The 13728-nt window shown below is 31.0% G+C and carries 16 protein-coding genes and 1 pseudogene; 15 read left to right on the forward strand and 2 right to left on the reverse strand.

Translation table 11 applies throughout. The features are described from left to right. Window positions 1–14 precede the first annotated feature (14 nt). Window positions 15–704, reverse strand: a complete 690-nt coding sequence (locus tag HZI73_RS12185; protein WP_212698497.1) for a radical SAM protein — start codon at window positions 702–704, stop codon at window positions 15–17. Window positions 705–754: 50 nt separating this feature from the next. Then, window positions 755–1825 carry an acyltransferase gene (locus HZI73_RS12190; RefSeq protein ID WP_212698498.1) on the reverse strand — a complete coding sequence of 357 codons (1071 nt, stop codon included), beginning with the start codon at window positions 1823–1825 and terminating at the stop codon, window positions 755–757. Window positions 1826–2202: 377 nt separating this feature from the next. Between HZI73_RS12190 and rpiA the strand changes: the two genes are divergently transcribed. The 15 genes and pseudogenes from rpiA (at window position 2203) to HZI73_RS12260 (ending at window position 13718) form a co-directional block, all read left to right on the forward strand. After that, the gene (gene rpiA, locus HZI73_RS12195; protein WP_212698499.1) at window positions 2203–2880 is read left to right on the forward strand and encodes a ribose-5-phosphate isomerase RpiA; all 678 of its coding nucleotides are present in this window, start codon (window positions 2203–2205) and stop codon (window positions 2878–2880) included. Between the two features lie 71 nt (window positions 2881–2951). Continuing rightward, a complete protein-coding gene (locus HZI73_RS12200) occupies window positions 2952–3452 on the forward strand; it encodes a 2'-5' RNA ligase family protein (protein ID WP_212698500.1) in 501 nt (166 codons plus the stop codon). Between the two features lie 433 nt (window positions 3453–3885). After that, window positions 3886–4212 carry a hypothetical protein gene (locus HZI73_RS12205; protein ID WP_212698501.1) on the forward strand — a complete coding sequence of 109 codons (327 nt, stop codon included), beginning with the start codon at window positions 3886–3888 and terminating at the stop codon, window positions 4210–4212. 78 nt (window positions 4213–4290) lie between these two features. Further along, window positions 4291–4629 (forward strand): hypothetical protein, encoded by a 339-nt coding sequence (locus HZI73_RS12210; protein ID WP_212698502.1) that lies wholly within the window; start codon window positions 4291–4293, stop codon window positions 4627–4629. A 293-nt stretch (window positions 4630–4922) separates the two neighbouring features. Next, window positions 4923–5357, forward strand: coding sequence for a hypothetical protein (locus tag HZI73_RS12215; RefSeq protein WP_212698503.1), 435 nt, complete (start codon window positions 4923–4925; stop codon window positions 5355–5357). 430 nt (window positions 5358–5787) lie between these two features. Next, window positions 5788–7227 carry a Kelch repeat-containing protein gene (locus HZI73_RS12220; RefSeq protein ID WP_212698504.1) on the forward strand — a complete coding sequence of 480 codons (1440 nt, stop codon included), beginning with the start codon at window positions 5788–5790 and terminating at the stop codon, window positions 7225–7227. A 231-nt stretch (window positions 7228–7458) separates the two neighbouring features. Then, window positions 7459–7677: pseudogene (locus HZI73_RS26875) on the forward strand (hypothetical protein); the annotation flags it as partial. Further along, window positions 7655–8884 (forward strand): DEAD/DEAH box helicase, encoded by a 1230-nt coding sequence (locus tag HZI73_RS12225; RefSeq protein WP_212698505.1) that lies wholly within the window; start codon window positions 7655–7657, stop codon window positions 8882–8884. The pseudogene HZI73_RS26875 and the gene HZI73_RS12225, both read left to right, overlap by 23 nt. Window positions 8885–8941: 57 nt before the next feature. Then, window positions 8942–9256: a hypothetical protein gene (locus tag HZI73_RS12230; protein WP_212698506.1), complete on the forward strand. Its 315-nt coding sequence runs from the start codon at window positions 8942–8944 to the stop codon at window positions 9254–9256. Between the two features lies 1 nt (window position 9257). Further along, window positions 9258–9659 (forward strand): hypothetical protein, encoded by a 402-nt coding sequence (locus HZI73_RS12235; protein ID WP_212698507.1) that lies wholly within the window; start codon window positions 9258–9260, stop codon window positions 9657–9659. Window positions 9660–9868: 209 nt separating this feature from the next. After that, window positions 9869–10372 carry a hypothetical protein gene (locus tag HZI73_RS12240; RefSeq protein WP_212698508.1) on the forward strand — a complete coding sequence of 168 codons (504 nt, stop codon included), beginning with the start codon at window positions 9869–9871 and terminating at the stop codon, window positions 10370–10372. 443 nt (window positions 10373–10815) lie between these two features. Next, a complete protein-coding gene (locus HZI73_RS12245) occupies window positions 10816–11652 on the forward strand; it encodes a chorismate mutase family protein (protein WP_212698509.1) in 837 nt (278 codons plus the stop codon). Between the two features lie 471 nt (window positions 11653–12123). Beyond that, on the forward strand, window positions 12124–12687 hold the full coding sequence (locus tag HZI73_RS12250; RefSeq protein ID WP_212698510.1) for a hypothetical protein: 564 nt from the start codon (window positions 12124–12126) through the stop codon (window positions 12685–12687). A gap of 59 nt (window positions 12688–12746) precedes the next feature. Then, window positions 12747–13265 (forward strand): methyltransferase family protein, encoded by a 519-nt coding sequence (locus tag HZI73_RS12255; protein WP_212698511.1) that lies wholly within the window; start codon window positions 12747–12749, stop codon window positions 13263–13265. Window positions 13266–13382: 117 nt separating this feature from the next. Continuing rightward, complete coding sequence (locus HZI73_RS12260) at window positions 13383–13718, forward strand: hypothetical protein (RefSeq protein ID WP_212698512.1); 336 nt, start codon at window positions 13383–13385, stop codon at window positions 13716–13718. Window positions 13719–13728: the final 10 nt, after the last annotated feature.

The raw sequence follows: 13728 nt of genomic DNA on the forward strand, positions 1-13728 counted from the left end.
CTTTTTACTGACCATTATCCTACACCAAAGTCTGTATTTAACCATAGTACTTCACATTGTGGCTTCTTATCTAATAACCATCTATAGTTTTCCTGAAACCACTTAATAAGCTGATAATCGGGTTTTATGGAAGTGGAATTTTCTGTATACACATTAACGGTAAAGTGCTTAAAGTGTTTTAAAGCAAGTTGTATATCGTTATTAATCATTTCTTTTGTTTGACCTTGTATACCTACCATAAGACACACCGATTGAAAATATGATTTTAATTCATCAATATGTGAATAATGAAATCCCTTATGAAGAATGTTTTCTCGAAAACCTGTATCAAAGGTTTCAAGACCTGTCTTAAACATAATATCTATACCAAAAAACTGACGCATATCCTCTAGTTTTTTTCGATAGATCCAATGAGCTTCTAGAAAAAGCTGCCTAATGTTTAACTTATGGACGACCTCTTTTATGGCCTGTAGCGTCACAGGTGGTAACTCAAAAACATTACCAGAATTAATCACCTCTAGTGTACCATATTGTCCTGTTATGTTGCCCAGTATCACTTGATTTGTCCGGTTTATTTCATCTATATCTAATGTATTATCAAGAATATAGTCGCAGAAGGTACACTTTCCCCACTTACAAGGGGTTGACTTTAACAAGACTATTTCTCTTGGGTATTTTTTATTGATAACACTGTATCTTTCCATATTTATCACCATTCATTATTATAGCATATGCGTCAAGCGGATACACTTTATCATGAAACATTAACATACGAATCTGCGGTACCAATAGGTCCATTGGTAATGCTATTCGCTCTTTTTCTAGAAAAGACATGACGTATGACAGCTATTAATTGACAAAAGTAGTAGGTACCTATGATGGTTAAAATGTAAAACAATAACATGCCACCAACGCTATTAAATAAGCTGACAAAGCCGATAATTTTTGTATAGGATCTCACTAGAGATAGAATCAGCATATGGCTAAGATAGAAGTCAAAAGACATAGTACTCCATCCATGTATTCGTCGCATTAAGCCATTAGAGATCGGCTTGTTAAAATACTGATAGAAAAGATAAAAGCTAAGCATACTGTACAACATAACAGTAGGCTTAATGGAATACATATAAGTATCTGTTAATTTACTATCTGTAATAAGTATAATAAGACTTACTAACCATACAACCAAAACATACGAAGGTTTTATCTTTAGTAATTTTGATTGATGAGAAGCAAAATAAATACCAAAAACAAAATAAAACAGCCAAGTAGGAAATAATATGGTTACATGTTTAATGAAAGGATAAGGCATTATTGAAACACCTAGCTTATAGAGATAGATACCCAGTTGAAAGTAGAGGGAAATGACACCTGATACGATTAACATATGTTTACTATTTCCACGATTAAATTGTTTTTTCACAAAGGGGTAGATTATATATAACTGTATGATAATCAATAAAAAGTATAAGTGATTATAACCTGTTAAAAGGATGTGGATGTAATCAAGCGTTAATAATTGGTCTAAATGATGCCTATTATTATAAATAAGGTAAATGACAAGCCACAGGACATAAGGAATGACAATCTTGCGCAATTGTTTTGCATAAAAAGGAGTTAGTGATGTATGTTGTTTACAATGCATGTCTGAATACCATAAAAAATAACCGGACATCATAATAAAGATGGGTACACAATATCTAAAAAATTGATTAATAAGATAAGGAAACTCAAGATGTATGTACTGTCCAGTTACGTGAATCCCTAACACAGATAATGCGCAGATAATCCGCATCAGACCAAATGTTGGTAAAAACTTTTTCATTAGAACTTCCCCCCAGAAACTAAAAATATAAAATAATAAAATATTTATGTACAATAATAGCAAACATGTAACTCTTATGCAACAATAATCAATTGGAACTAATGGATTAACATGACTCGTGTTTAATGGGGATACATTCCACTTAAGTAATAAATGATAATCGTATTTCCTTATTGTATGGGAATGTTTATGTGTGTTATATTAGGCTTAACTATTTACTCTAACTCTAATAATTAGACATATACAACAAAGAGTAAGTGGACTACACCATATGAGGTTTTTATTTGTGGAATAATGATTACTTTCTATTCTTATATGATGTTGGTTAATCATGGGAGGAAGTAAAGGTACTATATGACATAGGGAGGAATTAATAAATGTCTGAAAAACAATTAGCCGGCGAAAAAGCAGTTGAATTTATACAAGACGGTATGATCGTTGGGTTAGGAACAGGTTCTACGGCTGACTTCGCAACAAGAAAAATAGGTGAAAGGATTCACAATGGTTTAAACATAAAAGCTGTTGCAACGTCAACTGCTACAGCTCAATTGGCAACAGCATTAAATATACCTATTGTAGACTTAAATGAAGTGGACAAAATTGATGTGACAATAGATGGCGCTGATGAGGTTGATGTCACTTATACAGGCATTAAAGGTGGGGGAGGTGCATTGTTTTTTGAAAAAATGGTGGCTTCCATTTCTCAAAAAAATATCTGGGTGGTGGACGCTTCAAAATATGTTGAGCAGATTGGTAAATTTCCTCTACCAGTTGAAGTTTCGCCATTTGTCTACGCACATATCTATAATCAATTTCAAGACAAAGGCATGAAGCCTCAAATGAGGAAACAACAAAAAAAGTACTACCTTACAGATAGTGGTAACTATATTATCGATTTACATCTTAACACAATTAAGGAATCTAAGGAAATGGCATCATGGCTTAATGCTATTCCTGGTGTTATTACACATGGTTTATTTATCAATACCGTTGATTTGTTAGTTATAGGAAATGGTTCTACAACTCGGATAATGGAAAATCAACGACACAAGTGACAAAAATAATGCATTATAGGAAGGTTTTAAACTTAATAATAATAAAGATTTTACAATAAGGAGGCATTAAATTGGAAGAAAAATTTTTATGTGTATTGGCTACATTTGATGAACAAACAACTAGACAAATGAAAGAAATAGAACAAGCCCTAAATGCAGAAGGGATTGTTGGACAGCAGACACCTGATTTACCACACCACATTACATTAGGATACTTTGATACGAGCAGAGAAGAAGATATTAAACAGCTTCTTAGGGATGTTTCCAAAGAAACGGCATGTTTCGATCTGGCTTTCAATCATGTAGGGTTATTTGGCTTGAAAGTATTGTTTCTAGCACCAGATGTAAATTATGCTTTACTTGATTTACATAAAAAATTTGAAAGAGAGTCTATAGAGAGTGAAAAAGGGTGGACAGCTCATGCAACAATTTTAATCGACAAACCTGAAATCATTCAAAAGGCACTACCATTAGTCGTTGAGAAATTTAATATGCTTAACGCCAGAGTCGAAAAATTGAATCTATATGCCTTTTTTCCGACACGTTTTATTGCAGAATATACTTTACAATGATCAATTTGCGATTTAGTTGTAAACGAAAAATTAAGTTATAAAAATATCATAAAAACCATTCTTTACCTGAAATCTAGCTATCACTAATTTATTGATTTATTATATAGGATTAATCTATGTATCGTATTATATAAATTATACATAATACATAAATTAAAACATCGAAATAATACAATAAAAATAGTCATTATATACAAAAAAATATATTTGGAATATTCTTTTGTATTAATAAGAAAATATTCAACAAAAAAGAATTTTGATTAATCAATATATTGTTGCATTATATGAATTAGAATTGAAAAAAATAAATATATTAACAAAAATAAAATTATATATTGAATAATACAAAATATTATTATATAATACTGGTGTCAAGCTTGATAAATATATGAAAAATGAGGATGTTATTATGATTAAGAAAATTTCAATAATCATGGCATGTGTACTTTTGACTATACTTCCAATGAATAATGCCGTACAAGCACAGAGTAGCTTTAATACGTCACATTACGAATTACAATTAGAATATGCAAATCGTGGTCCACAATTTGGAGATACTAGAACGGTTAGCGTTAGTAGTCCAGTACCTTCTGGTTGGGTTATTACTTGGAAGGGATATAGCTCTATGACCATTAAATATGTTGTTGGTGCGTCTTATGGATATAGCCTGACCGTCAGCGTTGATAGTCCAGTACCACCTAATTGGATTATTACTTGGAAGGGCTATAGTTCAATGACCATTGAGTACGTAGGCAATTAAAGAGATTTAATTTGAGAGTTTGTAAAGATAAAATGAAGTAAATTATACCACATTATTGTGTATAAGGAGGAATTTTATATGATTAAAAAAACAGCACTCATTATGGCATGCTTACTTATGGTAGGTCTTACATTTAACAATACGGTACAAGCACAGACAAGTGTTAGCGAAGAATTACAAACAGAAAGTACAAATTACCGAGCATCATTTGGTGATAAAAGGATAGTCAGTATAGGTAGCCCAGTACCTTCTGGTTGGGTGATTACATGGAAGGCAGCATACTCCATGCAGATTCAATACGTTGTTGGTGCCCCTGTAGGTTATTCCTTAACAGTTAGTAAGGATAGTCCAGTACCTCATGGTTGGGTGATTGAATGGAAGTCAATTTATTCAATGGGGATTGAATATGTAGGGTAATATACTTTAAAATTAACATAAAAATAATGAAATGATTATTTGTATATAATAAAGAGTCTATCTATTGAGCTGAAACCTGAATGGTAGACAGTTAAGTATACAACAGTTTGGGACTGAATTCTGTATTTCACTGGATTCAGCCCCTTTACTTTTACATTAATTCTTTTTCTGCAACAAAACCACTTCATCTAGCGATTCATAAAATGGATCATATAAAAGGTAAATTTAATACATTGGGAATTCACTATATGTCTGATAAGATATTAATTATATAAAAAAGGAGAAAAAAATATATGAAAAAGTTTTTAGTGATGTTATGTGTAGTATGCATGGTATTTTCTATGGGGACAGTTGCGTTTGCGGGTTTAGAACCGAATGACACTATGGATAATGCAACTTACATAGGTAAAGATAACAACCTTAGGATGTGGGGAATAGTTAGTTCTGTAGATTTAGAGGATTGGTGGTATTTTTATGTAAATGACTCATCACCATCTAGCCTGACATTGGCTTGGATACCTGAAGGTCAAGAGACTTTTAGTGCCGATCTATACTTATATGATGAGGGGGGAAGTCTACTTGTGAAAGCACCCTTCTGGTCCTATAATTCCCGTTTGATTCGAGATTATTACTTGCGCGCAGGTAGAAAGTATTATTTAAGAGTAGAGTATACCTCTGGAAGCCTTACTCACAGTCCTTATGGTTTGATTATAAGTCCGAGTCTGTAAAAGGTTGTTCAACAATTAGTAAATTGATTTGATAAACCAAGATAAAAGCATTACTTAATACATAAAGATCTTCTGAAAGGAAGGTCTTTTATATGTTTGTTCATTTTTGAGACAATAATAGCCCATTAAGAACGGAAAAGAAATATTAAAGGGTTCAACTACTACCACTGCTTTACCAATTAATAGAATCATTAAACTGTCATCTTTTTGACATTGAACGTCCTCACATTCCACATAGTAGGTTCAAAGATAAAAACCAAGAATATAAAGGATTGATAATAACAAACTATAAAATACAAATATTAATAATATTATGTAGAAAAGCAATAACACTTAATTATACTATTAAAAAACAGTATTTATAAGTCTATATATTATTGGAATATAATGGTAACATTTTAGTAATTCACATACTAAGGAGGAACATAAAATGAAAAAATGCGGAAGATTATTCAGCTTGATAATGATTGTAGCACTAATGATGATTAATTCAATTACAGTATTAGGTGCTGAAGGTGAAGATTTAGGGAGTTGGGTTATAAGAACTAGCATGCCAACAGCAAGAAGTGCTTTAGGATTAGCAGAAGTAAATGGTAAGATATATGCTATTGGAGGTGAAAATTCTGATGGTACTAAGTTAAATGTTGTTGAAGAATATACCCCCGCAACAGACTCTTGGACAACAAAAGCTAGTATGCCTACAGCTAGATATGCGTTAGGAGTAGTAGAGGTTAATGGGAAAATATATGCAATAGGTGGATCAGATGTGGGGGAATTAGGCGCAGTAGAAGAGTACGACCCTGTAACAGATACATGGACCACAAAAGCAAGTATGCCAACAGCTAGAAACTTCTTAGGAGTCGTAAAGGCTAATGGGAAAATATATGCTATAAGTGGAGCAAAGGGTCAAATGATAAAAACAGTAGAAGAGTATGACCCCATAACAGATACATGGATTTCAAAATCAAATATACCAACGGCTAGAGGTGGGTTAGGAGTAGCAGAGGCTAATGGAAAAATATATGCAATAGGTGGATGGCTTTTTAAATATTTAAATACAGTAGAAGAGTATGACCCCGTAACAGATACATGGACCACAAAAGCAAGTATGAAGACAGCTATAGGTGACGTGCAAGTAGCAGAGGCCAATGGAAAATTATATGTAATAGGTGGGTCCAATGGGAATTATTTAAATACGGTAGAGGAGTATGATCCCGTAACAAATACATGGTACACAAAGGCAGTTATGCCAACTGCCAGATATAGATTAGGGTTAGTAGAGGCTAATGGCAAAATATATGCAATAGGTGGATCCAATGGGAACAATTTAAATACAGTAGAAGTATTTACACCACCTAATCATAAAGTTACAGCACCATTAGACTTAACAGCAACACCAAATAGTGATTCTATTTTACTAAATTGGGCTTATGTTACAGATGCAGATAGCTACACTATACTAAGATCAACAACGTCTAGTACTATTGATACAATTATAGCAAGTAATATTACAGATACAACTTATACGGACACAAATGTTACCCCAGGAGTTATTTATTATTATGTAATACGAGCAGTAAAGAATGGTGTGGAAAGTGCTGATTCAAATGTTGCATCAGCTATGATAGAAATAAGCAATAATAGAGCACTATTATTAATCAAGCTATTAGATGAAAACGACAAAGAGTATGATCTACCCATGAGTGATGTAGACACATTTATGAGTTGGTATTTTGACAGAGTCGCAGGACAAGGACCAGCGTATTATACCTTTACTAAAGATTATAATGCAGGACCTTACATAAGCAGAAAAGATTATATTTCATATGATAAGATTATTTGCATTGAAGTTAATGAGTACATAGAATAGTACAAACAAGAGGGGGTATCGCAATGATATCCTCTTTCTTTACTAAAAGAAACTTTAGGTAAGGTACTTTTAATAGAGAATTAGATATTATAGCAAAAAGTGTCGAATGAAATATTTGAATATTGGGGTGAATTTTGTTATTATATAGTTAAAAATAACTATAGGAGTGAATATAATGTCTTATTTCTTTAAAACAATCCCTAATATTATTGATAATAAAAATTAAGAAAACCTCAGATTGAAGCATATATAAAAATAAAAGAATACTTTGAAGAAGGCCCCCAAGGAGAAGCATTAGTTGTATTACCTACTGGTACTGGTAAAAGCGGGCTTATCTCTATTGCACCATATGAAGTGAGCAAAGGAAGTGTTAGTTATAACTCTTGGTTTGGTTACAAAAAAGAGTGTCGTAAAAACATTGCATCCAATGGAAGAAAATTTTTGGGTTAACTATGATATTTTATTTGATCCAGAAGATATGCCAGTTGTCGAAGAGTATGAGCCAGAAATGTTGCAATCCAGTCTTGAGAAATGCGATTTTGTAATCACTAATGTTCATAAGCTTTATAATCGTAGTGAAAACTCCTTACTTAGTAGAGTAAAGAATGATTTTTTTGATATGGTAATAATAGATGAAGCACATCACTCTGTAGCTACAACGTGGCAAGATGCATTAGAGTATTTTAGTTCTGCTAAAAAACTACATCTAACAGGAACACCATATAGAGGTGATGGAAAAGATATACCGGGAGAGCCAATACATACAACTCAACTTTCAGAAGTTATGAGAATGAAACTTGTTAAGGGATTAAGGAATGCAACAATCAATAATAATGAAATTTATTTTACTATTAAGGATGATGATAAGCGATATAGTATTGATGAAGTTATAAAATTAAAAGATAAAGAATGGGTAGAAAAATCTGTAGCTTTATCAAAAGAATGCTCAGTAGATGTAATAAAAGAAAGTATAAAAGAATTAAAAAAGATTAAAGAAATTTCCACTAAGGTGCCACATAAAATATTAGCTATAGCATGCAGTATTGTACATGCTCAAGACGTTGCATTATGGTATGAAGAAATGGGTCAAAACGTAATTATTATACACAGCAAAATGAGTAAAGAAGATAGAGATAAAAATCTATTAGATATAGAAGAACATAAATGTGATGTTGTTGTATCTGTGGATATGCTAAAAGAAGGATATGATCATAGATACTTATCGGTACTAGCGATTTTTAGACCATATAGGAGCAAAAATGCTTTTGCACAGATTGTAGGGAGAGTTCTAAGAATTATACCAGAGGAAGAGGTTACAGATTATGGTATAGATAATAATGCTTGTGTTGTATACCATGAAGAAATCGGACTAGATAAAATGTGGAATGATTTTAAACGAGAAGTTGCAAAAAGCACTATTCCTCCCAAGGAATATCCAGATTATGAGTTTTCCGATAGAGAATATACGGAAAGATCATCGTTATATGGAGGCATAGAAACGGGGGAAGCGTTTGTCGCAGATAAGGATTCTTTTCTTGGAGATATTGACTTTAATCAAATGTTTGAGGATGCCAAAAGAGATATAGAAAATAATGTGAACGAAACATTCAATACAATGATGAAAAATGTTAACTTAGATGAAGAGACAAAAAAGTAGATAAGAGAAACGCTGAGAAAGAATGAAACCAAAAATAGAAAAGATGAAATTGATAGGTTGTTAGTTGAAAAAAGACCAGAAAAGGCTAGAAAAACAATAAAGCATATACTATATACAAATGCTAATGAAGCAGCACAAGCTATTTTAGAAGAGAAAGGAATTGACCGAAAAAGTAATTCGTTGTATAATAAATTTAAGAAGCTTATACCACGTCTTACGCCTAATACTGCAAATGATGGGATACTGGTTTGGTACATGAACAACAGATTATCATATAGGTATGGACCAGTTAAAACAAGAGAACCAGAAGAGTTATTACAATCACAAAAATACTTAGAACAGATAGTCAGTGATTTGAGGAAGATGATTTAAAGTGTTTGATGTAGTAAAATATAAGTTAAATCAGCTTATTGACTTAATGATAACTGACGGAGTTCAACCATCAGATTTGGTAGATAATATATTTAATTACAATTACTCTACAGTTAATTTCTATAAACACCAAGATTGCATTGTTGGAGAGGTTTGCTTTGATGATGAAAATCAAACTGCACTAATGCGGTATATCTATAATGTAAGACAAGTAATAAGGATTGAAGAAGAAGTAAAAGGAAAAATTACTATATGTTGGGATCGAGGTATGAGGGAAAAAGATATATTGAATAAAGTACTTGATTTATTAGTTGTTAATTATAGTAAGGGTGAAATCAATCAATTCACATTACCAGAAAATCTCGCTACTAAATTGAAATTTGAATATTTAAAGATAGCGTAATAAATAACCCCTTCTAAAATCAGAGGGGGTTTTTAATACTTACTAAATGTCAACTTGTATCATCTCCAAGTAAATTTATTAACATGAATAACACACAACTCATATTGTTGTTAAGAATAAAACCTCTGATTTATTATGATAATAAAGTTAGATGATTATACGTATAAGAAGGGATATTTTAGATTATCGAAAATACCTCTGAAATGGTTTTGTATACAACAATAAATCAGAAAAAGGAGAAAGAGAATGTCAATGCAAATGGGTATGCAAATTATAACAATATTTCAGATTACTATAATATTCGGTCAGCTATGCAATTAGATGAATATAAAGTACATATTAATTTTTGGCAACCTACTAAAAAAACTATAGCACCTTTTGATGAATGGAAATCAGGTCATTCTCTAAATTGGTATCAGAGTTATAATGCTGCCAAACATGATAGGCATGTGAATTTCAGCAAAGCAAATTTGGATATGCTAATCCATGCAATAGCGGGAGTTTATGTAATATTATATGCTCAATTTGGTGTATATACATTTAATCCTTATCAAGAAGTACAAATGTATGGAGATAATGATGATGGGTCCATTTTTGGAAGTGACTCAATTTTTAGTATAATGCAACCTAGTTGGGATGAGAATAAGAAATATAATTTTGATTGGGAAAATATTAAAAATGACAATGAGCCAATAAATAAGTATGGTTTTTAGACTTTACATGTTCGTATTTTAAACTAGTACTAGCCAATATATATTTCTAAAAAAATCAATTATGATTAGCTTTGAAGCTAAGTGAGAAAACGTCAGAAATAAGGAAAGTTACATTCTATATAATTTTTAAAAGGATAAAAGTATTATTTAGTAAACAATGAAATATGACATTCTGTTATTGTAATAAATATAACGATATGCTAAACTTAATGACTATAATAATCAACAAATAATAACAGCAAAAAACGACGAAATTTGTCAATAAAGTAGAAAAAAATGATATCTGTAACCTTTGTAACATTTAATGGCTTATATAGTTTTAGAGTATTTTAAATTTTGGAATAAAATGTTACAAAATTTGAATTTGATATAGATACATGATTGCCAGTATGATATACTAATCAACATCAAGCTTGATTAAAAATTATACATTGGAGGAAAAAATGAGAAAATACAAACATCTATTAGTAATGTTTTTATCAGTATTATTGTTTTTCAGTGTCCCAAATATAGTCATGGCTGGAGAAAGTGATCAATATTATAGTTTTTCTTATTTGAAAAATGATTTAAGAAGTCAACTAATGCAGGAAGGTCTTTCAGAAGAGCAAATAAATGATTTTATAAAAGCGGAGATAGATGCTTCTAAAGCTATAGCTGAATCTATAAAACAAAACACTAATAATCCAAGTACTAGATCTGTAGAAATACCTGATGATGGTGGAAGTTTAATCTATGTTGGTTTATTTGACCCGTTAACTAAATATACCGCTTCTGAGGGAAATGAGGAGACTGAAACACTATTATTAGCTCAAGCATATGCAGATGCTAAAATTTTTCACAATAGTAATCATGTTGCAGCTGCAGCCTATGGTGGTTCAGCTCAAGCAATTGCATGGACAGGTTTTAGATTTACTGTGAATGAAGACTATTATGGAGTGACAAGTGGTACAGGTAGAATAGATATAACATATAGTGCAGATCATTACTTAGTTGGAGGAAATACTGTAGCATCAATTAGTAATTATATTGGGGTATATGATGTTACGGAAGGTAGTTGGATTCTAAGAAAAATGATGGATGTAAATAGTGCACTTAAAGGAGAAGCTAAGTCTGTAGCTTTTTTTGATAAAAACTTTTGGTCTGATGACGTTACTTTTAAAGTAGGCCATGAATATGTTGTTACTTTTGAAACTAAAGCAAATGCAGACTTTTCTGCACGTGTAAATGAGATACAACTATTACATAATTCTAGTTGGAGTAGGATTCATATTAATTGGTAAGGAGAATTAGAAAATGTTCAATGCTATATATTTTATGTTATCAATAATTGGCTTAATAATATGTATAAAGAAAAAGTCATACAACAGAGTTTTCACATTGGGGCAAATATACTTTGTGATTAATATATTATCTAGCTCAGTTGGTTTGTTTTCAGATTATATGATGTATTTGGAGTTTAACAATAACTTGAGATTGGATATATATACTGTAATTGTTATCGGTAAATTTTTAGATATATTTGCTTACTTAATTCTTATATTTGGTTTAGTCTATATTTATAAGAAACCTTCATCTATAAAATAGATAGCATAATTGACTTTTCTAATATTGATTAAATATTAAGTTACCGATAAGTATATAGAATGAGTCTATCCCAAGGATAGGCTCATTTTTTTGCATAGTATCTGCCTATTGGGAGGGTTTTAGATTTGCGCAAAATGTCAATTTATTGAATGTACAGGAGAAGCAAGATGAATTACTCACGCCTTAAACGTAAATATAAGAAAATGAGCACACTTGAAAAAGATAAAGAATTGATAAGTAATATTAATTATCATGGCCAGTACATATTTAAAATTACGAACAATCATTATATTAAACTGATTTTCAGTACCGTTTTTTTTACGGCTATATTTGGTGCAATGTTGTTCGTTTATGCTATAGTATTTATAAATTCTTTCGAGCAAGACGTTAAATATTTTTCAATAGGCATGATTATAATATTGTTTATTATTATAGTAATGATGATAAAAGGTGCATATAAACAGTATACAAAAATTTATCCAAAAGTATACTTAGAATATATTGAAGGTGATATAGACTATCATGATGGCACTCAGTTATATCAATTCAATAGTAAAAGTATACATTCTATTAGATTTTATAGACCTTGTAATAGGAGTAGAAGATGGGTACTTGAAATAACCTTTTTCGGTATTTTAAAGTATATCAAGATTGATATACTGAAAATGAATGATCCTGAGACATTATATAGATTACTTACAAATTTTAATAATAGAATAAAAATCATGTAGAAGCTTACAAAAATATTATTTGGCTTGTAAACATTTAAATGCAAGAGAGGAGATTCAATTTGAATGGGATTATATTAGTACTACCTATAATATTTGCACGTTATGGTCTACCAGGTATTCTAAATAAAGATGCAACTGGACGTGTTGCATTTTTCCCACCAACAGAAGGCAAAGAAAAGGTAGCTCATTGGGTTTATCAAATAACAGCATTATTTCTTGTAGTAATCTTGATTTTTATAAGAATAAATCTAGATGACATTTTAAATTACATAGGGCTAGGAATATGTGTTATAGCAATGATTTTATATATAATATCAATTGTACAATTCTCTAAACCAAATCAAAATGGATTAAATGTAGACGGATTATACAAGATTACTCGCAATCCTATGTATGTAACTTTCTTTTTGTATTTTCTAGGTTGCAGTATACTAGCTAATTCATGGCTATTATTGTTTATACTTATTATCTTTCAAATTTCAACACATTATCTTATTTTATCTGAAGAAAGATGGTGTATAAAAAAGTTCAAAGGAGAGTATAAAAACTATATGAATAGAGTGAGACGCTATATATAATCCCAAGCAATATAAATAATAAGGGTTGTATCTGTCGTCTTCTAAAAAAATTCTACCAAAAGATAAGATTAGATAGTTAGGATAGATTAAAGCATCAGTTAGTGTAAGGCTTTTTTTATGCTAGGTATTGTAATCAGTAGCTATAAGGGGGAGGATCCCTTAGGGGTTACTATAGCAGGTATTATATTTGTTGCATTATTTGTTGCTGCAGGAGGTCTATTAATATACTTTGGTAGAAAAATGTTTATTGTTAGGGAATCTGCAGTAAATATTGCACTAAAGACTTTTAGAGAGAATGGTTACATAGATTATACTGAAATTCAAGAAGAGCTAAAAGTTAATGAGGTAAAAGCTAGAAAGTATATATTATGGGCGTATAGAAAAAAGTTATTCTTTAAAATCGACTCAAGTGGAATAATGCAAACTGTTGATTTATTGGATAAGAAACAGTAACAGGAATATT

This window comes from Vallitalea pronyensis (genome assembly GCF_018141445.1).
In the GTDB taxonomy this organism is placed as follows: Bacteria; Bacillota; Clostridia; order Lachnospirales; family Vallitaleaceae; genus Vallitalea; species Vallitalea pronyensis.